Origin of the sequence: Saccharibacter floricola DSM 15669 (genome assembly GCF_000378165.1) — a bacterium.
GTDB classification, from domain to species: domain Bacteria; phylum Pseudomonadota; class Alphaproteobacteria; order Acetobacterales; family Acetobacteraceae; genus Saccharibacter; species Saccharibacter floricola.
This window is the reverse complement of sequence record NZ_KB899333.1, coordinates 72,616-97,354: the sequence shown is the minus strand read 5'-3', so window position 1 is coordinate 97,354 and position 24,739 is coordinate 72,616. Positions and strand designations below refer to the sequence as shown.

Sequence of the window (24,739 nt, the reverse complement as noted above, 5' to 3'; positions counted from 1 at the left end):
AATCTTATGTCCCCAAAAACAGCATGTTTTCTGGTCATCGGCAATGAAGTTCTCTCTGGCCGAACACGAGATAGCAATACACAAACCCTTGCTCATGCCCTTAATGCGCAGGGAATTATTCTCTCAGAAGTACGCGTGATCCCCGATATTCCTCAACGCATCATTGATGCCGTCACCGAATGCCGCGCACGTTTTGACATGGTCTTTACCAGCGGAGGGATCGGCCCCACCCACGACGACATTACAACAGCCTGCGTCGCCGAAGCCTTCGGTGTCGCTTTGCGTTGTCATCAAGAAAGCTATGATGCCCTTAATGCCCTCTTCCCAGAGGAGGCGTTCAATCAAGCTCGCCAAAAAATGGCTTGGCTTCCTGAAGGGTCAACTCCTATTAAGAACACGGTCTCCACAGCGCCCGGTTTTTCCATCGGGAACGTGCACGTTATGGCCGGTGTGCCGTCCATCTTCCGCGCTATGGTACAATGGCTCGTCCCTCAGCTAGAAGCTGGCGCTCCACTCACCATGTGCAGCTGGCATGCTTTTAACGTGTATGAAGGCACCTTTGCAGAGGCTCTCACGACCCTGCAAGGAGATTTCAAAACGATTGATTTAGGCTCTTATCCTTTTGCACGGGACGACAAGCACGGCGTTGCCCTCGTCGCGAAAGGCTACGACTCTCACGCCGTGCAGGAAGCTGGACGAGCTCTCAAATCCCTCTTAACGCAGATTGGCGTAACACCCATCTCTGGAGAGCCTGCACCGTAACAAGATGACATAAAAAAAGCCCTGCAGACGGAAAGATGTGATGCACATCTTCTGTCCACAGGGCTTAGCCGAGGCGGCTCTTACTTACCGCACGTCATCTCAAGATAGCGCGTGCGACGTTGTGCAATCAGCCCTTCTGGGGATAGTTCTTTCAGCCCCATCAGCTCTTCAGCAATCGCATCACCAGCCCATTGCACAGCTTTTTCTGGCAAACGCTGCGCACCACCAATAGGCTCATCAATAATCCGGTCAATCAGCCCTAGGCGTTTGAGGTCTTGTGCTGTCAGCTTCAAGGCTTCAGCCGCTGCTGGAGCAAGCTTAGGGTCACGCCATAAAATAGACGCAGCGGCTTCTGGTGAAATAACCGAATAGATCGCATGTTCCATCATCAGCACACGATCTGCTGCGGCAATCGCGATCGCCCCACCAGAACCACCTTCCCCAATGACCGTCGCCACAACGGGAACAGACAGATTAAGGCATGTATCAATAGACCGTGCGATCGCTTCAGCTTGACCGCGAGCCTCAGCATCGATTCCCGGCCATGCCCCTGCGGTATCCACAAAGGTAAGAACTGGCAGTCCGAAACGCTCCGCCAATTTCATCAGACGCTGCGCTTTGCGATAACCTTCTGGGCGAGCCATCCCAAAATTATGCTGAAGGCGGCTTTCTGTATCCGCACCACGCTCTGTGCCCAGCACAATCACTGACTGACCACGGAAACGGGCTAAACCACCAATCATTGCCTGGTCATCACCAAACGCACGATCCCCTGCAAGCGGTGTAAAGTCCGTTGTAAGAGCACGAATATAGTCCAACGCATGAGGGCGCTGTGCATGACGAGCCACTTGCACTTTTTGCAAGGGGGTCAGCTTATTATACACCGCACGAAGAAGCTTATCGGCCTTGTCAGAAAGACGAGTGATTTCTTCATCAATGTTGAGATCATCCAGATCGGCACCGTCACTCCGGTTGCCTACTTGGCGAAGCTCTTCAATCTTGGTCTCAAGATCGGCGACTGATTTTTCAAAATCTAGAAACTGGCGCATAGTAAGGCCCGATAGCATGCTCTTACCGCTGACAACAGTCCTAAATTCATATCTTAGGGAATCGCTATAGGCACAACATGCCTAAAAACCATCCGATCATTCTTTTAACGGATGATATTTCTGTACAGCCTCTTTAAGACGCTCACCCATAACCTGCGTATAAATCTGCGTTGTCGCGATATCTGCATGCCCTAACAACATCTGCAAAGCACGCAAATCAGCGCCACGATTGAGCAAATGCGTCGCGAAAGAATGCCGCAAAACATGTGGGCTAATACGCTGCGGATCAAACCCTGCTTTTAGCGCACACGCATGGAGGATTTTATCAAAACCCTGCCGTGTTAACGGACGCTGTGGATTACGCCCCGGGAAAAGCCACGGACTATCTAAAATCGTATCATAACGTACCAAAGCTTCTGCCGCTTGCCGTGCTCCTTTTGCGAAAGGCACCAGCCGCTCTCGCCCGCCTTTACCCCGCACCAGCAACATTTCCTCTTGCCGTTGCACACAGCTCGCCGGCAGAGAAAGAAGCTCCGAAATACGGAGCCCGGTTGTGTACAAAAGCTCTATCGCAGCCCGGGAGACATAATCCCGCCGGGGGTCATCATGACCACACGTTCCCTTATCAAGGAGCGTATTGATCTCCCCCTCACTCAGCGGATGAGGCAAGCTCGCCCGATAGCCTGGGATAGGATGATCCTCTGTCGGGTCATCCTCGCGATAATTATCCTGAAGCAAAAAGCGATAAAATTGCCTCAAGGATGAAAGACGCCGGGCTTGAGAACGCACAGACAGACCTTCCCGCCCTTTCGCCACCACATAAGCTCGCAGATCAGAAGAAGCGGCATCCGCAATGGATGCTGGGGCCACCCAACATGCGAAATCCTCCAAATCAGCACGATAGGCCAAGCGCGTCCGCAAAGCAGCTGCTCTTTCGGACGCAAGCATCTCCAAAAACGCCTCAATCACACCGACTGAAGCCGTGATATCGCTTTTAACAGTACTCGTTTCTGTCACGGCTTACCTGGCACCACGTCAGGCAAACTCACCCCGCCTGCTGGAGCAGCTTGCTGAGGGGCGGCAATAACATGATGGACCATGACTGGAACCGGCGGCTGAGCACGACCAAGATAGATGACACCGCCACCAAGACCACCGCACAAGACAATGAGCAGGAGAAGAACAAGACCAAAACGCGATTGAAACATATCACCCCTCACATCATAAGGCCTACACCACGATAGCCTCATCCAAATCAGTTGTACGGCTTCATCAAAGAAAGGCACCATACCTCTCCTATACCCTCTATGATAGAAGCTTTTTCCCGTGATAGAAAAGGCACTATGTCTGCTCATCCTTCGCTTTCTGCCACGCACCCGCCCCGCATTATCATCCTCATTGGTCTGATGGGCGCAGGGAAAACAACCCTCGGCCGCCTGCTTGCACAACGCTACGACCTTCCTTTTATCGATAGCGATCAGGAAGTTGAAAAAGCAGCCGGCACAACGATCGCCGATATTTTTGCCCATCATGGAGAAGCTTATTTCCGTGAAGGAGAGCACCGCGTTATCACGCGCCTTCTCCAACAAGGGCCTTGCGTCATCGCAACGGGCGGCGGTGCATGGATGGACCCACGCACCCGCAAAGCCGTTCAACAAACCCCTGACGCTTGCACCGTATGGCTTGATGTCCCGCCCGACATTATCGCAACCCGCCTTAAGAAAAACGCCTCATCGCGCCCCCTGCTCGCTCACGAAAACCCTCGTGACGTTCTGCGCGCGCTCGCAGCTCGTCGCGCCCCTTTCTATGCTCAAGCAGACATCATCGTTCAATGTGGAGAAGATACTATGGACCATAGCGTGCACACCCTTGATCAAGCTCTACAAGATTTTCGTGCCCCTCATCGCGTGCCTATTCAACTCGCTCATCATCAGTACGATATTCTTACAGGAGCGAATCTTCTCGAACGTGCAGCTTCGCTTTTAGCGCCACATATCAGCAACAACCACGCGATCATTATTACAGATGAAACGGTCGCGGATCTTCACCTCGACACGCTTGAAAAAGCACTTGCCCCCACGCATATCCGACTCGATGTTCTCCGCATTCCTGCCGGAGAAGGCAGCAAGTCCCTTCCCCGCTATAGTGCTCTTATTGAAGAGATTTTGCGCCTTGGAATTGAGCGCTCCACAACCATCATTGCTTTTGGCGGAGGTGTTGTTGGCGATTTGGCCGGCTTTATTGCTGCAACAGCCTTACGCGGCCTGCCCTTTATACAGATTCCCACCACACTCCTTGCTCAAGTAGATAGTTCTGTTGGCGGCAAAACGGGTATCAACGCCTCTACAGGGAAAAACCTTATCGGCGCATTTTGGCAACCTCAGCTCGTTTTAGCCGATAGCTCTGTTTTACAGACGCTTCCCCGCCGTCAACGCGTGGCAGGCTATGCGGAGATCGTGAAATCAGGCCTCATTGCTGATCCTAATCTCTTTGCATGGTGTGAACAAAATGGTTCGAAGCTTCTTGATGGCGATAGTAGCGCCCTTGAGGAGGCTGTGCAGCGTACATGTCGTTTCAAAGCGCAGGTCGTTGCTGCTGATGAACGAGAAAGTGCTGCCAAAGGTGGGCGTGCCCTACTCAATCTTGGCCATACCTTTGCTCATGCCTTTGAGGCCGAGTTCCATTATGATGGACGCCTTCTTCATGGCGAAGCTGTTTCTATTGGTTTGCATATGGCCTTAGCGCTCTCTGTACAATTAGGACTTGCCCCTATTGAAGATCTTGAGCGTCTAGATAAGCATTTAACAGCACTCTCTATGCCAACAACATTAGCTGACCTTCCGAAACGACTCAGCGCAGCAACTCTCATTGAACACATGACGCATGATAAAAAAGTACAAAACGGCCGTGTAAAATTCGTTTTACTTCGCAAAATTGGGGAAGCCTTCACCTCACAAGAGGTCACAATGGAAGATATTAATAAATTATTATCTAAAGAAGGATGTTTAACCTAAAGAAGACTTTAGGAGAGGACTGTATCGTGCGCTTAATTTTGCCACATTGCTTTTTGTGTGACTTTTTTGCAACCAACTACAAGCGCTTAGCACGTTCGCGTTTATAACCTCTTCTATCCACTACCATTTTACACTATGTTTTTGTCATGGGCCACGTTGGGTATTGGTAAGTAAACATCTGTGTGTTTCACCTGATGACTTGGCTGCATGTAATTACAACAAGGACGAGCAAGAATGCGTATCCGTACTGCACTTCTCGCCATGACCTCGATGGTTGCTGCACCGTCGCTTGCCATGGCCAGCACGATCACCGGTCCCTATGTTGACATGGGCGCAGGCTACAACCTGCTCCAGAATCAGCATAACCATTACGCTCAGACAGGTCAGAGCGGCACCATCCGTCACACGACGGGCTTCAATGGTTACCTCTCCACAGGTTGGGGCTTTGGTAATGGTCTGCGCGTTGAGGTCGAAGGGACTTACAACCAGACGCATGCCCGTACGATTTCAGGCGGTGTCGTGAGCGCGCAACCTGGCCATCACCGTGCATATGGTAAAGACCAAGGTTATGGTGGCTTCATCAATGTTCTGTATGACATTGACCTGAAGCAGTTCGGGATTGATGCTCCTGTTACGCCATTCGTTGGTGTCGGTGCCGGTTACCTTTGGCAGCACTATCGTCTGGGCCTCCGCCACGGGACGAACGTTGCTAACATGAACTCCACACGCGGTGGGTTTGCCGCTCAGGGTATCGTTGGTGCGGCCTATGATATCCCAGGTGTTCCAGGCTTGGCTCTGACCACTCAGTACCGTTTCATTGGTCAGACAGCTAGTGACTCTGGCGTGAATATTGGTAACTTCCACAACACTGGCCATCATCGCGTCACGATGGGCACACGCTATACGCACCAGTTCATTCTGGGGCTGCGCTATGCCTTCAACAACGCTCCGCCACCACCACCACCAGCGCCGCATGTGGTTGTTCCACCAGCCCCAACGCCAGCTCGCACCTATCTCGTCTTCTTCGACTGGGATAAGTCTGACCTGACCGCGCGCGCTCGTGAGATCGTGTCACAGGCTGCACAGGCTTCCACACACGTGCAGACCACACGTATCGAAGTTAACGGTTACACCGACAACTCTGCTGCTCATCCTGGCCCACGTGGTGCCAAGTACAACCAGGGTCTGTCCCTGCGTCGTGCAAACAGCGTGAAAGCTGAACTGGTTCGCAACGGCGTTCCAGCGAATGCGATCGACATCCACGGTTATGGTGACACCAACCCATTGGTTGCAACCGCGAAAAATACGCGTGAGCCACAAAACCGTCGCGTTGAAATCATCCTGAAGTAATTCAGAGATTTCTCTGCGCTGGAGTTATAGCTCCTCGATAAAAAGGGGGCACCTGCTAGGTGTCCCTTTTTTTGTGCACTTTGCTTATCTATCATTGCATTATGGGAATCATTAATGTCATGAGTGACCTCATGAATGTTCCGTCTGTCTCCCAGCTTAAAACCCTTTTCCATCAATTTTTCCACTTTGGAATGGTTGGAGCTGTTGGTTTTATAATAGACTGGAGCAGTACAACTTTTCTAAAGACATTCATGCCCCTAAAGGTCGCGGTGTTATTTGCCTACCTCATTGCGGCAAGCGGAACTTGGTTCCTTAACCGCGTATGGACCTTCCGCCATATTGACCATTCTTCCGTCAGTGTTCTCCAACAATGGAAGCGCTTCCTACTGGCCAATCTCCCCGGCTTTGTGATTAACCGTGGCATCGTCCTTCTCGTTCTATCTTACATAACAATCACCCAGCACTGGCCTGTTATTGCTCTTATGTGCGGTACAGCCTGCGGTATGTTTGTGAATTTCACTTTATGCAAAACATGCGTCTTCACGTCAGAAGAACAAGAAGAATCTGAAACGAGTTCAACGGTGCGTGAAGAGGTTTAAGCCCTTCTCCTGCAACACATGCGCTTATCCATTCATCTGAAGCATTTCCAAGACTTTTATAATCCGCTAAGATACTGCGTGATTTTCCTGTTTCTTTTTTCTGGAACCAGATACCCTTAGGCCATGACCAGTACTAACGATATCCGCTCAACATTCCTTGAATATTTTGCCGAACGTGGGCATCAGATTCTCCCTTCAGCCTCTCTGGTTCCTCAGAACGACCCTAGCCTGCTATTTACCAATGCAGGGATGGTGCCGTTTAAGAACATTTTCACAGGGCAAGAAACCACCCCATATAAGCGAGCGACAACAGCTCAAAAAGTCGTCCGTGCCGGTGGTAAACATAATGACCTCGACAATGTCGGCTATACCGCACGCCATCATACATTTTTTGAAATGATGGGGAACTTTAGCTTCGGGGATTATTTCAAGGCCGAAGTTATTGAGTTTGCCTGGAATCTTCTCACCAAAGGCTTTGGTATTTCCAAAGAAAAGCTTCTCGTCACCGTTTATAGTGATGATGATGAAGCCGCAGCCTTGTGGCGTAAAATTGCTGGCTTTTCTGACGATAAAATCATCCGTATTTCCACGTCGGATAATTTCTGGCGAATGGGTGATACGGGCCCTTGCGGCCCATCTTCTGAGATTTTTTATGATCACGGCCCAGACGTCGCTGGTGGCCCTCCGGGTAGCCCGGAAGAAGACGGAGATCGCTTTGTCGAGATCTGGAACCTCGTCTTCATGCAGTTTTTTGAAGAAGCTGGGGGTAAGCGCAGTGCTCTTCCCCGCCCTTCTATTGATACTGGAATGGGACTGGAACGTTTTGCAGCAATTATGCAAGGCAAACGCGACAATTACGACACAGATACCATCCGTGCTCTGATTGAAGCGTCTGCCGATCTGCTTCATCAAGATGCCGATGGCCATTTTAAGATGAGCCACCGCGTCGTCGCTGATCATTTACGCTCAACCGCCTTCCTCATCTCTGATGGTGTGCTGCCGTCACGCGAAGGGCGTGGCTATGTGTTGCGCCGTATTATGCGTCGTGCCATGCGTCACCTTCATATGATGGGAGCAAAAGATCCGGTCTTTTATCGTCTCCTTCCCGCTCTCATTCAACAAATGGGTCATGCTTATCCCGAGCTTGTGCGTCATCAAGCCCTCATCACTGAAACGATGCGTGGGGAAGAAGAGCGCTTTGCGGCCCTGCTCACCCGCGGCCTCTCGCTCCTTGATAGCGAAATGGCGCAGCTTTCAGACCGTGGCACATTGCCTGGGGAACTGGCTTTTAAGCTGTACGATACGTTCGGTTTCCCTCTCGACCTCACCCAGGACGTTCTGCGTGAACGTGGCCATAAAGTGGATGAGGCAGGATTTGAAGCCGCTATGGCAGAACAACGCCAGCGCGCCCGTGCTGCTTGGGTCGGTTCTGGTGATGCTGCGGTTGAAACTGTCTGGTTCGATGCACGTGACCGCTTCGGTGCAACAGAGTTCTTCGGCTATGTGACAGAACAAGCTGATGCCGAAGTACAGGCCATCTTCAAAGGTAATGATGAGCTTGCTGAAGCGACAGAAGGCCAAGACGTAGCCCTCTTGCTTAACCAATCACCGTTCTATGGCGAAAGCGGCGGACAGGTTGGCGACCACGGCACATTGACTGCTGATGGCCTCGACATCACCATTACCGATACACAGAAGAAGAATGGCGATCTGATCGTCCATTATGGACGCGTAGTTAAAGGCAGCGTGAAGCCGGGCATGACAGTCCGCGCAACGGTGGATCATGAACGTCGCACCTCTGTGCGTGCCCATCACTCCGCCACGCATTTGCTGCATGAGGCCTTGCGTCGTCAGGTGGGCGAGCATGTCACCCAGAAAGGGAGCTTGAATGCTCCTGATCGTCTACGTTTTGACATCAGCCAACCGCGCCCTCTGACAGCAGAAGAACTTCGCGCGGTTGAAGAAGACGTCAATGCGCGGATTCGTGAAAATAGCGCTGTGACGACACGCTTAATGACGCCCGACCAAGCGCGTAATGAAGGCGCAATGGCGCTGTTTGGTGAGAAATATGGTGATGAAGTACGCGTTGTTGCCATGGGTGACGGTGATGAGAATCGCTCAGCCTATTCCATCGAACTCTGTGGCGGCACGCATGTAGAACGTCTCGGTGAGATCGGTCTGTTCCGCATTATCTCCGAAGCCGGTGTTGCTTCTGGCGTGCGCCGTATTGAAGCCGTGTGTGGACGCAGTGCGGAACAAACCATCGCTGCGACAGAGAAACAGCTTCACGATATGGCAGACCTCCTTAAAGTGAGCCCTGCCGAAGCGCCGCAACGCCTCGCGAATCTGTTGGAAGAACGCAAAGCGCTCAACGCTCAGATTGCTTCTCTACAGCATAAGCTTGTTGTCGGAGGTGGTGAGAGTGCCAATGAGACCATTAATGGCGTCACTCTAGCCACGCGTATGCTGGGCGATGTCAATCCACGCGATCTTAAAAGCCTGGCCGAAACATTGATCAAAAAGATCGATTCGGGTGTTGTTGCCTTGATCTCTGGCGCCAATGACCGCGGCAGTATCATTATTGCTGTCACGAAAGATCTTTCAGAGCGCCTCAATGCGGTTGATCTCGTGCGTTTGGCTTCTCCTCTTATGGGGGGGAAAGGTGGCGGTGGACGCCCAACAATGGCCCAAGCTGGCGGAGCACGCCCTGCAGAAGATGAGGTTTTCTCTATGCTTCGTGAGCAAATCGCGCAGCTTTAAAACAAACATCTCTGCACATGAGAAAAAAGTTCATGTCCCTCATCGGGGTATGAACTTTTTTTTATAGTTTGCTGTTTATGCCATTTTCCTTCCATAATGATGCACGATAACACTGTTTCGTCATGCCCCAAGGGCAGGCACTCGATGCTTTTTTCAAGGACCATTGGCATGTCTTTTCAGCACACCACTCTTTTGGAACTGCTAAACGGCGTTCGCTCATTTGAAGATGATGTGTACCCTAAAAATGCTGAGCTGTTCCAAAGCCTCGCCTATGATCAGGCTCCTCCTACGCTCTTCATTACCTGTGCTGATAGCCGTATCAGCCCAAGCATGATCACTCAGACAGAGCCAGGTGAACTTTTCCTGATTCGTAACGTAGGAAATATTATTCCTGCTTATGGGGAAATGATGGGGGCCGTCTCTTCTGCCGTTGAATATGCTGTCGGTGCACTGAAGGTTAAGAACATCGTCGTGTGCGGTCACTCTAATTGCGGCGCGATGCATGCGTTGTTGGATCTCGAATCACCGAAGCTCAAAACCATGCCAACCGTACGGCGCTGGCTGCGCAATTCAGAAGCGGCTTATGCCAGCATGAACGGCCTAAAAGCTGAGGATGCAGGGCCGAAAGAAGTGCAATCCCTTGCTGAGGCGAATGTGCTCCTACAGCTGACCCACCTGCGCACGCATCCAATCGTTGCTGGTGCACTAGCCCGTAATGAACTAAACATTCAGGGATGGTTCTACGATATCCAGAACGGCAAGGTTTTAGTGCTCGACGAGCAAACACGCAAAGCACGTCCTGTCGAAGACGTTGTTGCAGAGCTCAAAAAACAGCCCGCTCAGTAAAGCTCACGAAAGAGAACATGCACCCACGACCCTCCTTGCTTTGGATGCTCGGTAGGGTCGTGTTGTTTTTATGTGTCTGTTTACCCACAGAAGTGCAGGCACATCCTCTTAAGATCACCACATGGAATCTCGATTGGCTAACCGATCGCCCTTCAGATGATCCTGACCTGCCAGCCGATATTCCCCATCGCTCAGACCATGACAGAGAACGGCTGCGTCATTACGCTCAAAAACTCAATAGTGACATCATCGCTTTGCAAGAGGTGGATGACACCCTAAGTGCCGAGCATCTGTTCGACCCTTCGCTCTATTCTGTCATTATGATACCGGATCCTATCGTCCAGCGCGTTGGTCTCGCTATTCGGCGGCCGCTCAACGTGACGTTAAACCCCGAGCTGAGCGCTCTGGATGTCTCGCGCCCTCATGCACAGCATCATTTACGCGCAGGCTTAGATGTCACCCTCCATGATGGCGACGCATCGTTGCGTCTTCTTGTCGTGCATCTCAAAGCAGGCTGTTGGGAGCGCCCTCTGGCAGAAAGGAAACATTCCTGTCCAACGCTCTATCAACAGTTCCATATTATTGAAAACTGGATTCTCGACCGCCAAGACGATGGGATGCCTTTTGTCATCTTGGGTGACTTTAACCGTCGCCTTGTCCCCAACGATCCCCTCATGAAGCAGCTCAACAGTGACGCTTCCCTCACCCTGACGACAGCAGGTTACGCGAGCCCCTGTCGAGGTGGGAAACGCTTTATTGACCACATCATTTTAGGCAATAGCGCACAAAATTGGCTTATACCCGATAGCCTCCGGGTGATGACCTACCGGGATGATCGCTCACAGAAAGGGCTGTCGGATCATTGCCCTGTCTCCGTTAAACTCTCTCTCCCTTAACGCGCAAGGATGGTGGGGGTAGCCTTAAAGCCCTCCCCCAACCACCATCATACTTACGCGTCAACCATGCCGATCTGCTTAATATCATGGAAGGTGAGGTCTTCATTCATCTCAACCGCCCGGTTCATCATGAAGCCAGAGCTTGAGAGGAAGACCGGGTCGCCATCCAGATCATCGGCCATAGAAGTACGATTCACCTGCGCGAACTTTTCCAACGCCGCTTTATCGCCTTTCACCCAACGGGCCACGGTGTAAGGCGAGCTTTCAAAGCCAACAGGGACTTTATACTCCGCCTGCAAGCGTGATTGCAGCACATCAAGCTGAAGAACACCCACCACACCGACAATCGGCGGAGAACCATCTTGTGGCTGGAAGAGCTGCACCACCCCTTCCTCAGCCAACTGCACCAAAGCCTGACGCAGCTTCTTCGCTTTCATGGCATCATCTAAACGAACGCGGCGAAGGATTTCAGGGGCAAAATAAGGCACCCCAGTAAAGCGCAATTCTTCACCTTCGGTCAGCGTATCTCCAATGCGCAACGTGCCGTGGTTAGGAAGCCCGACAACATCGCCCCCAAACGCCTCTTCCACGAGCTGCCGATCTTGAGCGAAGAAGAATTGCGGTGTGTGAAGGGCAAATTGTTTCCCAATCCGCACATGTTTGAGCCTCATTCCGCGCGTTAGACGCCCAGAGCACACACGAGCAAACGCCATACGATCGCGGTGATTAGGATCCATATTCGCTTGAATTTTAAAAACGAGCGCCGTCACTTTATCTTCAACTGCGCTCACCTCTCGCGTCTCGGTCGGTTGCGCACGCGGTGGCGGGCCGTACGCAGCGAGCGCATCAAGCAAATCCGTTACGCCAATTTCTTTCATCGCAGAGCCGAAGAAAACAGGCGTTAGATGGCCTTCATCAAAGAACTCTTGCTCAAATTCAGGCAAAGCCGCTTCTGCGAGGCCGCATTCCTCTTCCAATGCGACAAGGCGAGGATCACCCTCTTCAAGTGGTTCTTTTGTATTGAGTTTTTTAGTCCGCACATCATAAGTGCCGACAAAATCTTTTGCACGTCCCACAGGCCAAGTTGCCGGCGTGACATCCAATGCCAAAGCGTTAGAAATCTCATCAAGAAGAGCAAAGCAATCTTGCGCTTCACGATCCATCTTGTTGATGAAGGTCACAATTGGAATGTCGCGCAGGCGGCAAATCTCAAACAGCTTCCGCGTTCTTGCCTCAATACCCTTCGCCGCATCAATCACCATGACAGCGCAATCCACAGCGGTCAGCGTGCGGTAAGTATCTTCAGAGAAGTCTTCATGCCCTGGGGTGTCGAGCAGGTTAAAGACGCAACCCCCATAATGGAAGGTCATGACAGAGGTCACAACCGAGATCCCACGGTCACGCTCAATGCCCATCCAGTCAGACCGTGTGCGCCGGCGCTCCCCTTTTGCGCGCACGTTCCCTGCCATCTGGATCGCACCACCCGCACGCAAGATGCGTTCCGTCAATGTGGTCTTCCCCGCGTCAGGATGGGAAATAATCGCAAATGTACGCCGGCGCGCCACCTCTTGGGCAACATCACCCGACTTGGAAAGATCAGACATGCAGGCTCACCCTGAAAGCATAACACATAAAAGAAACGCCGGACGGATAAACCCCGCCCGGCGCTCCGACAAACGGAAAAAAACCGCTTCTTATCGAGAATAGAACTCGACCACGAGGTTTGGCTCCATCTGCACCGGATAAGGCACATCAGAAAGCTGCGGCACGCGGACGAAGCTGCCTGTCATCTTACGATGATCAACATCAATATAGTCTGGCACGTCACGTTCAGCGCTCTGAACCGCATCCAGCACCACAGCAAGCTGCTTGGACTTTTCGCGCACTTCAATCACATCGCCTTCCTTCAGCAGGTAAGACGGAATATTAACGCGCTTGCCATTGACCAGCACATGGCCGTGGCTGACGAACTGACGTGCAGCAAATGGCGTCATAGCAAATTTCAGACGGTAGATGACCGCATCCAGACGGCGCTCTAGCAGACCGATCAGGTTCTCAGACGTATCGCCCTTACGACGCACAGCTTCGTCATAATAACGACGGAACTGCTTTTCGCTGATGTTACCATAGTAACCCTTCAGCTTCTGCTTTGCCATCAACTGAACAGAATAGTCAGATGGCTTCTGGCGACGACGCTGACCGTGCTGACCTGGGCCGTATTCACGACGGTTCACAGGGGACTTTGCACGCCCCCAAAGGTTGACGCCCAGACGGCGGTTAATTTTGTACTTGCTCTCAAGACGTTTCGACATGGGTTTACCCGCATTTCTCGATCAAGCCCGCTCCCTGCTGCACAGCGGACTGTTTTGTTGCACCGGTAGGCTCTTTTGGGCAGTGTTATACCCTATTAAAGAACGGGACATCTCGTTGCGGCTCTTCTAAAGCAGATACAGCATCCGTTTAGCGCCACCGGGACATCCAACTTTCCCAGCAATGTGTGCGCGGTTACACGATCCCCCCTTTTCTGTCAATGATTGTTCCATTATGCAGTCCTGATGTTGAGAGGACGTGAGCTGTCTATTTTCGCTCTAACATCCTCCGTTTACCCCTATGATTTGGATCAGTCGACATGAGCCACACATCCTCCTCTGAGGCTGGGCGCCTCCGTCCCCCCTATGGTGTTGGTCCGGCCATTTTCGCCCTTATGCTGGGCACGTTTACCATTGGCACCGGTGAATTTGGCATGATGGGCCTCTTGCCCGCCTTTGCCCACTCACTGCACCTTTCTATTGCCGCGGCAAGCTCCGTTATCTCGGCCTATGCACTCGGAGTCGTCATCGGCGCGCCGGTCATGGCCGTCTTTGGGGCCAAATTACCACGCCGCACGCTGCTTCTTCTGCTACTGGCCCTCTTTGTTGTCGGAAATGTCGGCACGGTTCTCTGCAACGCACTCGGGCCTATCGAGATCATGCGTTTTATTACAGGCCTCCCTCATGGAGCTTTCTTCGGCATTGCCGCTCTAACCGGAGCGTCCATGGTTGAGCGCGCCCGGCGCGGCCGCACCATTGGCCGCGTGCTGTCAGGCATCATGATCTCCACCGTCATCGGCTCTCCGCTGTGCACCTTTGCAACACAATATGTCAGCTGGGAAGCCGTCTATGCCACGCTCGCTCTGCTCGGGCTGCTTTGCATCCTTGGTGTCTATCTCTGCGTTCCTGCCGATAAACCACAGGCTGGCGTCAATGCGCTTTCTGAGCTTAACGCCGTCACACGCCCCCAAGTGCTTCTCACGCTGCTAACAGGCGCGATCGGCTTTGGCGGATTGTTTGGTATTTATACCTTTCTGACCTCCTCTTTGGGGTCTGTCACCCATTTAAGCCATTGGTTTATTACCCTCTACCAAGTCATCTGGGGTTTAGGGATGGTCGCTGGGAATGCCTTCGGCGGTGCAATGATTGACCGCAACCTTGATCGCACCACCATTGGCGGTCTGGGTGCCAGCATTCTCTTCATGCTCGCTTTCTGGATCTTCTTACCCTCTGCCTGGGCTATTTTACCGATCTGCTTTCTTCTGCCTGCGGCCACGATCATCCTCAGCCCCGCCATGCAATCACGCCTTATGGATGTTGCAGGCGATGGACAGACACTGGCCGCCTCTCTCAACCATTCAGCTTTTAACGTCGCCAATGCCCTCGGCGCTTGGTTTGCGGCCATGCTGGTTGATGCTCATTTAGGGCTGGCCTCCATCGGCTGGGGCGGGGCCCTGCTCTCCGCTGGTGGGCTGGTGATTTATCTAATCACCATCGCCCTTGCCCGCCGCGCTGGGATGTAATTATGCGCGCTGTAGCACGCGGTAGAGGCGATACCCCAGTGCTACAGCCGTCACCCCAAGGCCTGAAGCCAGGCCAATCCAAAGCCCTTCCACACCAAAATGACCTTGGAAGGCCAGCAAACCTCCGCCACCAATTCCGACGACACCGTAGCTCATAATCCCAATGACCATCGGAACCATCGCATCACCACAGCCGCGCAACGCGCCGTTACAGACAGTTTGAATCCCATCGACGATCTGGAAAATACCCGCAATGCGCAAAAGAAGCATCGTCGTTTGAAACGTCGCTTCATCAGGTGGCGCGCCGGTATAATAGAGTTTTGCGATCACATCTGGCAGGAAGAAGAGCAACAAGCCCGTTGCAAATGTCCAGACCAACACGATGCCCAGCGCACTTAAAGCCGCACGGCGGGCTTGATCCATATGGCCTGCGCCACGCCAATAGGCCACACGCACATTCGCCGCCTGCCCAACCGCTAAGCACACCATAAAGAGCAAAGACGCCGTATTCAGCGCCACTTGATGAGCGGCTAGACTCTGCGTGCCAAGCTGACCGGCTCGTAATGTCGTGATCTGGAACAGCAAGATTTCAGACGCAGCAGAGGCCATCATCGGCCCTCCGAGACGTAGAAGCTCCTTGAGCACAACCCAGCGCACCCGCACTAGCTTCATCACCTTGCGCAACGGGGCTCGACACAAACAGAGCCCTATGAGCGCCAGACCAATCACCCAACCTGTTAACGTCGTCGCTCGTGCAGAGCCAAAAAGACCGTAGGCTGGGAAGCCAAACCACCCATGAATAAGCGTTGCATTCGTAATACCATTAAGGACTGCCATAAGGGGCATAACCCAAAGCAGCATCGCCTCATAGCCCAAGGACGGCAGCGCCACACGACACACACCAATCAAGGCTAAATCTGGCAAAAGGGAATAAAGCAGAATATGGATGAAATCATTGCCATGCTGCACAACCTCGGCAGGCTCACCCAACAACGCAAAGAGCTGACCGGAGAAAAGTAAGAGAATCAGGCAGGGAACAAACACCAAAACGGATAGCGCAAACCCCGCACTCATTACCTGTGGGCCATCATAAGACGCCGCACGCCCGTGCTCTTCTGCTCCGCGTGAGTGGGAGAGCAACACACCGACCCCACCCAAAATAGCTTGAAACGTCACCATCGTGGTGAAAAAGAAATTATTGGCAATACCGCCAACAGCCAGAGCTTCCACGCCCAAGCTGCCAAGCAGGATCGTATCAGTCACCCCCATGGCCATTTCAGAAACCTGCGACAAGGCAAGGGGGAGCCCAACCCGAAAGAGCGACTTCGCATGAGCCGAGAAAGACGTACGAGAAGGTGATAAGGATGTGTGAGGAGGATTCATGCCCCCCTCATACTGACCAAAAATAACAAAACAAGGGCAAAGAACGTGATCCCCTGTTGCACCAAACGCATCTCTGCCGCATTGATCAGAATATGAGTACGAAGAGCATCATAACCCCGTCGATCCCCCTGCGCCTTTATAACAGCCATAGCCGCGCGTTAGAGGTGTTTACTCCTATGGATGCGGACAATGTCCGCCTCTATTTCTGTGGCCCAACCGTGTATGACCGGGTCCATCTTGGCAATCTGCGCGCTATGCTCTGCGCTGATGTCCTCGTACGTCTTCTTAAAGCCCGTTACGAGACAGTCACCTATGTTCGCAATATCACTGATATTGACGATAAGATTATCGCCCGCGCTCGCAACAATCATGAAGACATTGACGCTCTCACAACCCGTACGACCAAAGAATTTCACGATGACCTGAACGCGCTCTCGATTATTGCCCCCGATATTGAGCCCCGCGCAACGCAACATATTGACGATATGCTTGCGATGATCAGCTCCCTCATCGCTCATCATCATGCTTATGAAGCTGAAGGACATGTACTCTTTGATGTGCACTCGTTCGACAGCTACGGTGCTCTCTCGGGCCGTTCCCTAGAAGATATGCAGGCCGGCGCTCGCGTAGAGGTCGCGCCTTATAAACGTAACCCTGGTGATTTCGTGCTTTGGAAGCCTTCAGCAGAGGATGAGCCCGGTTGGGACAGCCCCTATGGACGAGGCCGCCCCGGCTGGCATCTTGAATGCTCAGCCATGTCGCAGCGCTATCTCGGGCCTAGCTTTGATATCCATGGCGGCGGGAATGACCTTCTCTTCCCTCATCATGAAAATGAGCGCGCACAATCGCTCTGCTGCACCCCTGATAGTGCCTTCGCTCGTTACTGGCTCCATGTCGGTATGCTGCTATGCAATGGTGAGAAAATGTCCAAATCTTTGGGTAATTTTCATACCATCCATAAGGCGCTGGAACATGCACCAGCAGAGGCACTACGTCTGCTCTATCTCGGCTCTCATTATCGTTCTACGCTGGATTTCAGTTGGGAAAAGCTTGATGAAGCCCGCCGTATTATGGATCGCTTCTATCGTGCGCTGGAGAAAACACCACCGCGCCCAGACAGCGCCGTTCCACGTCCTGTGCAAGAGGCGCTATGCGATGACCTCAACACACCTCTGGCCATTGCTGAGCTGCACAAATACGCTGATGGTGCTATGAATGGCCAACAAGAAGATGCAGACAGCCTCTACGCTGCCGGGCGTTTGCTCGGCCTCTTCGGCCTTACCTCTTCTGAGTGGTTCCAAGGTGATGTGTCCCTTGATGCTGCCACAATTAACGCGTTGATTAACCAGCGCTTAGAGGCTCGAAAAGCGAAAGATTTCGCTAAAGCGGATCAAATTCGCACCCACCTGACCGAACAGGGGATTCTCTTGGAGGACACCCCCAACGGCACAACTTGGCGAAAGGCATAATCTCCCATGACTGGACGTGATGGCGGGGCTGATCTAGCCCCTCTTAGCCCTTTTGACCCTGTTGTTATTCTGATCCGCCCTCAGCTTGCAGAAAATATTGGCACCACGGCCCGTGCGATGGCGAATGGCGGCTTGTTCCATCTCCGCATTGTCGCCCCGCGTGATGGCTGGCCGCAAGAACGCGCTTGGTATGCCTCTTCAGGAGCCGACCGTATTTTAGACGCCGCGACAGTTCATGAGACTGTTGATGACGCCGTGGCCGACCTTCATCGCGTTTTTGCGACCTGTCCACGCCCGCGCCATATCATAAAGCCCCTCATGACCGCTCGCGGAGCCGCGGCAGAGCTGCGCACAACTGCCCAGCAAGGGTTACGTTCGGGTATTCTCTTTGGCCCAGAACGAACGGGACTGGATAATGAAGATATGGCCCGAGCGGATACGCTCATTCGCTATCCACTCAACCCTCAATTTATGTCACTCAACCTCGCTCAAGCCGTCCTCGTGATGGCGTATGAATGGTACCTCACAGAAGATACCACGCCTGAACAACATTTCATGACCAATGAAACCCATGTTGCGACTAAGGGCGAGCTTGAAAACTTTAACGCTCATTTATTGCGCGAACTCGACGCGTGCGGCTTCCTCCGCAATGAACAGAAAAAACCCGGTATGATCCGGAATTTGCGCCATCTCTTCACACGCGGTCAAGTGACAGAACAAGAGCTTCGTACCCTTCACGGTGTTGTGCGCGAATTGTCCCATAATCGACGTTCCAAACAACCATAGGTCGGCATCATGCATCGCTCCTTTCCTCATCATCATAAGAAAAGTAACAGCATACGATTAACAGGAGAGGACACCTTTCAGAACGTCAGGAAAACCGGCCTGCGAACGAAACATTTCCATGATGTTTATCATCAGTTTCTCACCATGGGATGGACCATTTTCTTCACATTAATCGCCAGTATTTATGTGCTGATTAATATGGTCTTTGGTTTCTTCTATTCACTAATCCCTTCCGGCATTACCGGTGTTTCTTCACATCATTTTTGGAGAAGTTTCTTCTTCAGCGTCCATACCCTCTCTACGGTAGGCTATGGCAATATCGCCCCTGTGGGGGTGCTCGCTAATAGCGTCGTCACACTTGAAACTTTCATCGGCATTATCTTTACCGGCCTTGTTACGGGCCTTATTTTTGCGCGCTTTTCAAGCCCTCATGCACGCGTTCTTTTTAGCGACAAAGCCACCATCGCGACACATAAAGGGAAAACGCTACTTAATCTCCGTATCGGGAACCTGCGCCGCACCGCCTTAATTGACCTCACTGTGGAAGCCATTCTCGTTCGTAGAATTCCAGACATAAGCGGAGAGCCCACCCTACAGCTTGAAAGGATTCCACTGCAAAGCTCGCATCTACCAATCTTACCGATTACGTGGGTCATCTCCCATGAGATCACCCAAGATAGTCCTTTATATGGGCTCTCTAAAGATGACCTTCTTCAGCAAAAAGCAGAAATCATCGTTACGCTTTCAGCAACTGACCAAGCCTCAGCCCAAACAGCTTTTGCGATGCATACCTATACAACAGAGCATATTAAATGGGGGTGCGTCCTATGCGAGATTATGCGTCCACACCCCGATGGTAGCGTGGTAGCAGACTTTAGCCTCTTCCACGCGACCACCACGCTACCGACATCCTCAACACCGCCGCATAATTAATGATGGAGCGCTTCCTCTAAACGCTGCACCGTGCGCTCATAGCCCATCAAAGGCAGAAGAGCCGCAAGCTCTGGGCCCGCATCTTCACCGGTCAACGCAAGACGCAAGGGCATGAAGAGCTTTTTCCCTTTACGGCCTGTTTCTGCTTTAAGTGTATCAATCCACTGCTTCCATGTGCTCCCATCCCACGGCTCTTGAGGCAGAAGCTCTTTGGCCTGTTTGAGGAACTCATGGTCTTCAGGCTGCGCAGGCGGCACCACATGGCCCTGCACAACCTCCCACCAATGTGCAATTTCAGATGCGAGGTCGATATTCCCACGGATGGCCGTCCAGAAGGCTTCATCAGCCCCTTTAGGCAAGCGATCACGAATATCGTCAAACGACATGCTGTGCAGGACACGCCGGTTCAAGCTTAAAAGCTGCGGAGGATCAAAACGCGCCGCAGAACGTGACACATGGCTAATCTCATACGACTCAATCATCTGCTCCATCGTCGCGGGTTCAGGGTCATCAGACGTCCCTAAACGGGCGAGATAACCAACGAGCGCGCGCGGCTCAATCCCATCATTACGCAAGGTTGAAAGAGCGAGGCTCCCTAAACGCTTAGAGAGTTTCCCCCCATCATGCCCCAGAAGAAGGGGAAGATGCGCAAATGTGAAGCGGTTGGGCTTAGCTCCCAATGCTTCGGCAATATCAAGCTGAACGCCTGTATTTGTAACATGATCTTCCCCACGCATAATATGCGTCACGCCGAGATCGAGATCATCAATAACGGAGGCCAGCGTGTACAAGATCGTCCCATCCGCACGCACCAGCACAGGGTCTGACACAGCCGTAAGCTTAACCACGCAATCACCCATCACGAGGTCTTTCCAGCGGCGCTGCGTGTCACTGAGCTTAAACCGCCAATAAGGTGTCTTGCCATTCGCCTCCGCACGCTCGCGCTGCTCGTCAGTCATCCGCAGCATCGAACGGTCATAGATCGGTGGCTTGCCGGCACGCAGGCGCTGCTCGCGCTTATATTTAAGCTCCAGCTCACTTTCAAAGCAGGGGTAAAGCCGCCCTTCTGCCTTCAGCTGCTCAATCACCTCAGCGTAACGGTTTAGGCGGTCGGACTGACGCGCCTCTTCATCCCAAGACAGACCGAGCCATTTGAGGTCGCGGTAAATCCCGTCTTCATACTCCTTTTTTCCCCGTTGCGTGTCGGTATCGTCCATCCGCAAGAGAAATTGCCCCTCATGATGACGGGCAAATAAGTAATTGGCCACAGCCAAGCGAGCATTGCCCACATGAAGGGAACCTGTCGGGGAAGGAGCAAAACGTAGTTTCATGCCGTATCTATTCTCGATAATTAATGGCGGATAATCTCAGGACGAGACGCGTCATCTTCAGCGTCTTCACCATCTAACAACCCCTCAAGCTCGTCCTCATCAATGAGACGCCGTGGGTCAATGCTGCGCCAGTCACGCTCCATCGGCGTTGCCGGGGTTGAAACAAACTCATCAAGCTCTGTGTTGGCCTTCCAGCCTTCATCGCCCGATTGTGGAACCTCTGCGCTTTCACCAAATGAAAGCCAGCTTTCCAATACTTCACGGTCTGTCGCACCGGGCACACGGCAGCGCTCAATACTATCGCGTACATAGGCCCGTGCAAACGCATTGGCATGGAAAAGATCCACAAAACCGCGAACCTCTTCAACCATATCATCCTCAGTTGCCCCGGATTGATCAATAATCCGTACAGTCCAACCATTTTCGGGAGTTTTTGTTTCTGTCTCGCTCATAGGACCTGTCTTTCCTGAAGCTTCGTCAGCAAGAATTCGCGCCCGATTTTAACACGTGGATGACCATCATAGGCCACGATATCGGCTGTTGCGTAGGTTTCCGACCATGAATCAGGAAGAAAAGACCCCGTTCCCACCATATCAATCGGCGTATCTGCATCATGCATTGCCACACATTTGGAAACGCTAAAACCTGACGAAGCAACAATTTTTACTTTGGGGAACCCTGCCTCATTAAGTGCTTCGCGCATACGCCAAATCGCCGCAGCAGAAACGCCCGTTCCCACGAGATAACGCAGCTCTTTCTCTGACCGATAGCGACGGATCGTGCCCGGCGCATAGCGCTCCAGCACAGCATAAGATGTCTGCGGGTCTAGCCCCTCTAGGAAGCGCCCACCATGCGTATCCAACCGCACACTGACCTCGCCAGCTTCTGCTCGTTCGGGAAAGTGACGACATACTTCCAGCGCATCACTCACCTCCCGTCCGAAATAATCGACAAGGACAGAAAGCGGCTGGTCAGGATACATCTCAGCATACATTTCCGCAGCTCTTAGGGTCGAGCCAGCATAGCCAATCAAAGCATGAGGCATCGTCCCCAAACCATGATCAAGGCCAAAGAAGCCTGCCGTTGCATCATTTGCATTGCCAACAAAGCCCGTTGCCCCTTCACGCTGGGCTGCACGCGACCCCACAGAAGCAGCATAGGCCATCTGCTCTTGCATTTCATAGCCTGCACAATGGCGCGCATCCATGGCCAAGAACGGCACTTGCGAAAGCGCCATCGCCATCTGATACGCGTTATGAGCCGCAACACAAACCGGGCCGAGCTTTTGAAGCAAAAGAGTTTCTAACGGGGCAAGAGCTGCCAGAGACCCTGTGAGGTAAAAAAGAGGCTCCCCCGCGCCAACCCATGTGCCTTCTGGGTAAACTTCCTGACACTCAACCTCAAAACCCTGCTGTTCCGCAACATTATGAAGCCAGCGCAACGCCAAACCGCACGCAGCCACAACCGGACGACGAATAAAAACAGCGTAGGTCACGCGGCTATCGCCAAAATGCTGCGCGATTTCACGCGTTCGCACAAAATACGCATCCGTCCGCTTTTCAATAAGCGGCTCATCAAGGGCGTGGCGCGGCCCTTGCGCTTGGTCAAGGGCCTTCTCTGCTGTTGTCATCATCGTCCCTCCACTGAGGAAGTCGAAAAGCCCTTATGAGGCTGAGCGATTCTTTATAAGGGTGTCTGCAAGTGTGAAGGCAATCTCTAAAGACTGCTCCGCATTCAAACGTGGGTCACAGAAGGTCTCATAACGTGTCATGAGATCTTCTTCTGTCAGGCATTGTGAGCCGCCTGTGCATTCCGTCACGTTTTGTCCGGTCATCTCAAGATGAATGCCACCTGCTGGTAAGCCCGCTTTATTAAACACCTCAAAGAAACCAAGAATTTCGTCCATCACATTGGCAAAAGCACGTGTTTTCAGCTTCTGAGAGGTCGTTGTCGTATTACCATGCATGGGGTCGCACAGCCATGTCACGCAGCGGCCAGAGGCCCGAACGGCTTCAACGATCGGCGGCAATAGGTCACGCACCTTTCCACAGCCCATACGTGAGATCAACGTAATACGCCCTGCCTCATCTTTTGGGTTGAGGATATCCAGCAAGCTGACCAGCTCCTTAGGATCCGTCGTCGGGCCAACCTTGATCCCAATCGGGTTATCAACGCCACGCAAGAACTCGACATGCGCGCCTTCAGGCTGACGTGTACGATCGCCAATCCAAAGAAAGTGCGCAGAGCAATCGTAATACTGGCCAGTTGTGCTATCAACCCGTGTCAGGGCTTCTTCGTAAGGGAGGAGCAACGCCTCATGAGAGGTATAGAACTCTGTCTCATCAATCTGCGGGACGTCTTGCTCAAGCCCACAGGCCCGGACAAAGGAAAGGCTGCTATCAATGCGAGATGCGAGGTCATGATAGCGTTCAGCCAGAGCTGACCCTTCCATAAACTCAAGGTTCCAGCGATACACATCGTGCAAATTGGCATAACCGCCATGTGCAAAAGCACGCAGCAGGTTCAGCACACCAGCAGCTTGGAAATAACCCGTTTCCATACGCAGCGGGTCTGGTTCACGCGCTTGGGCGGTAAACTCAGGCGCATTCACATTATCCCCGCGATAGCATGGAAGCTCAACACCATCACGCGTTTCTGTCGCAGACGAGCGCGGCTTGGCATACTGCCCAGCCATACGTCCTAGCTTCACGACAGGCACTTTCGCCGCATAGGTCAGCACAACAGACATCTGCAGCAGAACGCGGAACGTATCGCGCACCACATCACCGGTGAAGTCACGGAAGCTCTCAGCGCAAGGGCCGCCCTGAAGCACAAAGGCATCCCCACGCGAAGCAGCCGCGAGGTGCTCTTTTAAACGGCGTGCTTCACCAGCGAAAACAAGCGGCGGATAGCGATGAAGGCGCTCTTCCACAGCCGTCAGCGCCTGTTGATCGGCATAGGTTGGCGCTTGGCGAATTGGCCGTGAACGCCAACTTTGCGGGGACCAAGGGCTCTGAGACATGGTCTGAGACCCAGCTGGGGAATGCATCAACAGCCTCCAGAAATGAATGAGCGACAGACGTCGCATATATGTCGCAACGCCGTAAGAATATCTCTTATATGGCCGAAAAAGGATAAAAATGGTAGTCCCTCGCCCAGAATTAAAACTCGGAACCCTTGATCCTGATGCCCAGTGAGCCGATGATAAAGGGCAAAGAGATCACCCTTTGATCAGGAACACCGCATGCCTTCGGCTTTACGACTTTCTTCCCTCGCTTTTCTGAGCGCTTCTGCTGCTCTTTGTGGCTTTTCTGTGCCAGCCGTGGCGCAGACCGTTCATTTCGGCCAGCCTTACCAAGAAGGCGATTCCAGCGCAGCTGCTGGGCCTCATAAGACCCCTCGTTCTGGTGGAGAGCATTACCATGCTCAAGGACACCGCCCACCACCTCCCGGCTATCAGGAAGCACCATCCACTGAATTCCAGAATGGCCCAGATCCTGACCATGAGGCACAGGTCAAATCCCATCGTGACAATGTCACAGGCAGCAATCTAGGCGCCTTTGGCTCTGCTTACCAAGATAGCAGCCCTGCTCAGAGCGGCCAGCTTGGTGATGCAACGGGCAATGGCTGGGTCGCGCCACGCGGCAACGGGTTTTAAGCCTGTCGGCCTCATCTATGCAGTTTCCACCATCAACGGGACTGCATAGATGAACACAAAAATATGATTCC

22 protein-coding genes are annotated in these 24,739 nt (G+C 52.7%); 12 read left to right on the top strand and 10 right to left on the bottom strand.

What is annotated here, in order from left to right:
* Window positions 1–6 precede the first annotated feature (6 nt).
* Complete coding sequence (locus F457_RS0100430; protein WP_018979152.1) at window positions 7–762, top strand: competence/damage-inducible protein A; 756 nt, start codon at window positions 7–9, stop codon at window positions 760–762.
* 80 nt (window positions 763–842) lie between these two features.
* Here the strand turns inward: F457_RS0100430 and F457_RS0100425 are convergent, their stop codons facing one another.
* The 3 genes from F457_RS0100425 to F457_RS0100415 all read right to left on the bottom strand — a co-directional run bounded on the left by F457_RS0100425 (window position 843) and on the right by F457_RS0100415 (window position 3,019).
* Window positions 843–1,811: an acetyl-CoA carboxylase carboxyltransferase subunit alpha gene (locus F457_RS0100425; protein WP_018979151.1), complete on the bottom strand. Its 969-nt coding sequence runs from the start codon at window positions 1,809–1,811 to the stop codon at window positions 843–845.
* A gap of 96 nt (window positions 1,812–1,907) precedes the next feature.
* Entirely contained in the window at window positions 1,908–2,828 is a 921-nt protein-coding gene (locus F457_RS0100420) for a tyrosine recombinase (protein WP_018979150.1), read from the bottom strand.
* Window positions 2,825–3,019: a hypothetical protein gene (locus F457_RS0100415; protein WP_018979149.1), complete on the bottom strand. Its 195-nt coding sequence runs from the start codon at window positions 3,017–3,019 to the stop codon at window positions 2,825–2,827. Before F457_RS0100415 ends, F457_RS0100420 begins: the two co-directional genes overlap by 4 nt.
* A gap of 135 nt (window positions 3,020–3,154) precedes the next feature.
* On the opposite strand from F457_RS0100415, the gene aroB reads away from it, so the two are divergent.
* The 6 genes from aroB (at window position 3,155) to F457_RS0100380 (ending at window position 11,276) form a co-directional block, all read left to right on the top strand.
* Window positions 3,155–4,825, top strand: a complete 1,671-nt coding sequence (gene aroB / locus F457_RS11755) for a 3-dehydroquinate synthase (protein ID WP_018979148.1) — start codon at window positions 3,155–3,157, stop codon at window positions 4,823–4,825.
* A 234-nt stretch (window positions 4,826–5,059) separates the two neighbouring features.
* Entirely contained in the window at window positions 5,060–6,175 is a 1,116-nt protein-coding gene (locus F457_RS0100405) for an OmpA family protein (protein ID WP_018979147.1), read from the top strand.
* A gap of 119 nt (window positions 6,176–6,294) precedes the next feature.
* A complete protein-coding gene (locus F457_RS11750) occupies window positions 6,295–6,774 on the top strand; it encodes a GtrA family protein (RefSeq protein ID WP_169584095.1) in 480 nt (159 codons plus the stop codon).
* A gap of 123 nt (window positions 6,775–6,897) precedes the next feature.
* Window positions 6,898–9,534, top strand: a complete 2,637-nt coding sequence (gene alaS, locus F457_RS0100395; protein WP_018979145.1) for an alanine--tRNA ligase — start codon at window positions 6,898–6,900, stop codon at window positions 9,532–9,534.
* A gap of 168 nt (window positions 9,535–9,702) precedes the next feature.
* Window positions 9,703–10,380, top strand: coding sequence for a carbonic anhydrase (locus F457_RS0100385; protein ID WP_018979143.1), 678 nt, complete (start codon window positions 9,703–9,705; stop codon window positions 10,378–10,380).
* 17 nt (window positions 10,381–10,397) lie between these two features.
* On the top strand, window positions 10,398–11,276 hold the full coding sequence (locus F457_RS0100380; RefSeq protein ID WP_018979142.1) for an endonuclease/exonuclease/phosphatase family protein: 879 nt from the start codon (window positions 10,398–10,400) through the stop codon (window positions 11,274–11,276).
* 53 nt (window positions 11,277–11,329) lie between these two features.
* Here F457_RS0100380 and F457_RS0100375 read toward each other — a convergent pair whose 3' ends face one another.
* Both F457_RS0100375 and rpsD read right to left on the bottom strand, forming a co-directional pair.
* Window positions 11,330–12,880: a peptide chain release factor 3 gene (locus tag F457_RS0100375; RefSeq protein WP_018979141.1), complete on the bottom strand. Its 1,551-nt coding sequence runs from the start codon at window positions 12,878–12,880 to the stop codon at window positions 11,330–11,332.
* Between the two features lie 90 nt (window positions 12,881–12,970).
* Window positions 12,971–13,588, bottom strand: coding sequence for a 30S ribosomal protein S4 (gene rpsD, locus F457_RS0100370; RefSeq protein ID WP_018979140.1), 618 nt, complete (start codon window positions 13,586–13,588; stop codon window positions 12,971–12,973).
* A gap of 317 nt (window positions 13,589–13,905) precedes the next feature.
* On the opposite strand from rpsD, the gene F457_RS0100365 reads away from it, so the two are divergent.
* A complete protein-coding gene (locus F457_RS0100365; protein ID WP_018979139.1) occupies window positions 13,906–15,108 on the top strand; it encodes an MFS transporter in 1,203 nt (400 codons plus the stop codon).
* On the opposite strand, the gene F457_RS0100360 is transcribed toward F457_RS0100365, so the two are convergent.
* Window positions 15,109–16,491 (bottom strand): MATE family efflux transporter, encoded by a 1,383-nt coding sequence (locus F457_RS0100360; RefSeq protein ID WP_018979138.1) that lies wholly within the window; start codon window positions 16,489–16,491, stop codon window positions 15,109–15,111.
* A gap of 92 nt (window positions 16,492–16,583) precedes the next feature.
* On the opposite strand from F457_RS0100360, the gene cysS reads away from it, so the two are divergent.
* Genes cysS through F457_RS11745 form a run of 3 tightly spaced genes read left to right on the top strand, consistent with a single transcriptional unit; the run spans window position 16,584 to window position 19,679 of the window.
* On the top strand, window positions 16,584–17,960 hold the full coding sequence (gene cysS, locus F457_RS0100355; protein WP_051081267.1) for a cysteine--tRNA ligase: 1,377 nt from the start codon (window positions 16,584–16,586) through the stop codon (window positions 17,958–17,960).
* Window positions 17,961–17,966: 6 nt separating this feature from the next.
* Window positions 17,967–18,746 (top strand): RNA methyltransferase, encoded by a 780-nt coding sequence (locus tag F457_RS0100350; RefSeq protein ID WP_018979135.1) that lies wholly within the window; start codon window positions 17,967–17,969, stop codon window positions 18,744–18,746.
* A gap of 9 nt (window positions 18,747–18,755) precedes the next feature.
* The gene (locus F457_RS11745; RefSeq protein WP_018979134.1) at window positions 18,756–19,679 is read left to right on the top strand and encodes an ion channel; all 924 of its coding nucleotides are present in this window, start codon (window positions 18,756–18,758) and stop codon (window positions 19,677–19,679) included.
* On the opposite strand, the gene gltX is transcribed toward F457_RS11745, so the two are convergent.
* From gltX to F457_RS0100325, 4 genes are read right to left on the bottom strand one after another with little or no spacing between them, the layout of a single operon-like run.
* Window positions 19,676–21,010 (bottom strand): glutamate--tRNA ligase, encoded by a 1,335-nt coding sequence (gene gltX, locus F457_RS0100340; protein WP_018979133.1) that lies wholly within the window; start codon window positions 21,008–21,010, stop codon window positions 19,676–19,678. The two genes, F457_RS11745 and gltX, sit on opposite strands and share 4 nt — an antisense overlap.
* Window positions 21,011–21,030: 20 nt before the next feature.
* Entirely contained in the window at window positions 21,031–21,462 is a 432-nt protein-coding gene (locus tag F457_RS0100335) for a hypothetical protein (RefSeq protein WP_018979132.1), read from the bottom strand.
* Window positions 21,459–22,640, bottom strand: coding sequence for a nicotinate phosphoribosyltransferase (locus F457_RS0100330; RefSeq protein ID WP_018979131.1), 1,182 nt, complete (start codon window positions 22,638–22,640; stop codon window positions 21,459–21,461). Before F457_RS0100330 ends, F457_RS0100335 begins: the two co-directional genes overlap by 4 nt.
* A gap of 33 nt (window positions 22,641–22,673) precedes the next feature.
* A complete protein-coding gene (locus F457_RS0100325; RefSeq protein WP_018979130.1) occupies window positions 22,674–24,059 on the bottom strand; it encodes a class II 3-deoxy-7-phosphoheptulonate synthase in 1,386 nt (461 codons plus the stop codon).
* Between the two features lie 195 nt (window positions 24,060–24,254).
* On the opposite strand from F457_RS0100325, the gene F457_RS0100320 reads away from it, so the two are divergent.
* Entirely contained in the window at window positions 24,255–24,668 is a 414-nt protein-coding gene (locus F457_RS0100320) for a hypothetical protein (RefSeq protein ID WP_018979129.1), read from the top strand.
* The last annotated feature ends 71 nt before the right edge of the window (window positions 24,669–24,739 follow it).

What these genes read in the sequence shown, in the direction of transcription:
- F457_RS0100430 (WP_018979152.1), top strand. Translation starts at nt 7, where the DNA reads ATGTCCCCAAAAACAGCATGTTTTCTGGTCATCGGCAATGAAGTTCTC.
- F457_RS0100425 (WP_018979151.1), bottom strand. Translation starts at nt 1,811, where the DNA reads ATGCGCCAGTTTCTAGATTTTGAAAAATCAGTCGCCGATCTTGAGACC.
- F457_RS0100415 (WP_018979149.1), bottom strand. Translation starts at nt 3,019, where the DNA reads ATGTTTCAATCGCGTTTTGGTCTTGTTCTTCTCCTGCTCATTGTCTTG.
- aroB (WP_018979148.1), top strand. Translation starts at nt 3,155, where the DNA reads ATGTCTGCTCATCCTTCGCTTTCTGCCACGCACCCGCCCCGCATTATC.
- F457_RS0100405 (WP_018979147.1), top strand. Translation starts at nt 5,060, where the DNA reads ATGCGTATCCGTACTGCACTTCTCGCCATGACCTCGATGGTTGCTGCA.
- F457_RS11750 (WP_169584095.1), top strand. Translation starts at nt 6,295, where the DNA reads ATGAGTGACCTCATGAATGTTCCGTCTGTCTCCCAGCTTAAAACCCTT.
- alaS (WP_018979145.1), top strand. Translation starts at nt 6,898, where the DNA reads ATGACCAGTACTAACGATATCCGCTCAACATTCCTTGAATATTTTGCC.
- F457_RS0100385 (WP_018979143.1), top strand. Translation starts at nt 9,703, where the DNA reads ATGTCTTTTCAGCACACCACTCTTTTGGAACTGCTAAACGGCGTTCGC.
- F457_RS0100380 (WP_018979142.1), top strand. Translation starts at nt 10,398, where the DNA reads ATGCACCCACGACCCTCCTTGCTTTGGATGCTCGGTAGGGTCGTGTTG.
- F457_RS0100375 (WP_018979141.1), bottom strand. Translation starts at nt 12,880, where the DNA reads ATGTCTGATCTTTCCAAGTCGGGTGATGTTGCCCAAGAGGTGGCGCGC.
- rpsD (WP_018979140.1), bottom strand. Translation starts at nt 13,588, where the DNA reads ATGTCGAAACGTCTTGAGAGCAAGTACAAAATTAACCGCCGTCTGGGC.
- F457_RS0100365 (WP_018979139.1), top strand. Translation starts at nt 13,906, where the DNA reads ATGAGCCACACATCCTCCTCTGAGGCTGGGCGCCTCCGTCCCCCCTAT.
- F457_RS0100360 (WP_018979138.1), bottom strand. Translation starts at nt 16,491, where the DNA reads ATGAATCCTCCTCACACATCCTTATCACCTTCTCGTACGTCTTTCTCG.
- cysS (WP_051081267.1), top strand. Translation starts at nt 16,584, where the DNA reads ATGAGTACGAAGAGCATCATAACCCCGTCGATCCCCCTGCGCCTTTAT.
- F457_RS0100350 (WP_018979135.1), top strand. Translation starts at nt 17,967, where the DNA reads ATGACTGGACGTGATGGCGGGGCTGATCTAGCCCCTCTTAGCCCTTTT.
- F457_RS11745 (WP_018979134.1), top strand. Translation starts at nt 18,756, where the DNA reads ATGCATCGCTCCTTTCCTCATCATCATAAGAAAAGTAACAGCATACGA.
- gltX (WP_018979133.1), bottom strand. Translation starts at nt 21,010, where the DNA reads ATGAAACTACGTTTTGCTCCTTCCCCGACAGGTTCCCTTCATGTGGGC.
- F457_RS0100335 (WP_018979132.1), bottom strand. Translation starts at nt 21,462, where the DNA reads ATGAGCGAGACAGAAACAAAAACTCCCGAAAATGGTTGGACTGTACGG.
- F457_RS0100330 (WP_018979131.1), bottom strand. Translation starts at nt 22,640, where the DNA reads ATGACAACAGCAGAGAAGGCCCTTGACCAAGCGCAAGGGCCGCGCCAC.
- F457_RS0100325 (WP_018979130.1), bottom strand. Translation starts at nt 24,059, where the DNA reads ATGCATTCCCCAGCTGGGTCTCAGACCATGTCTCAGAGCCCTTGGTCC.
- F457_RS0100320 (WP_018979129.1), top strand. Translation starts at nt 24,255, where the DNA reads ATGCCTTCGGCTTTACGACTTTCTTCCCTCGCTTTTCTGAGCGCTTCT.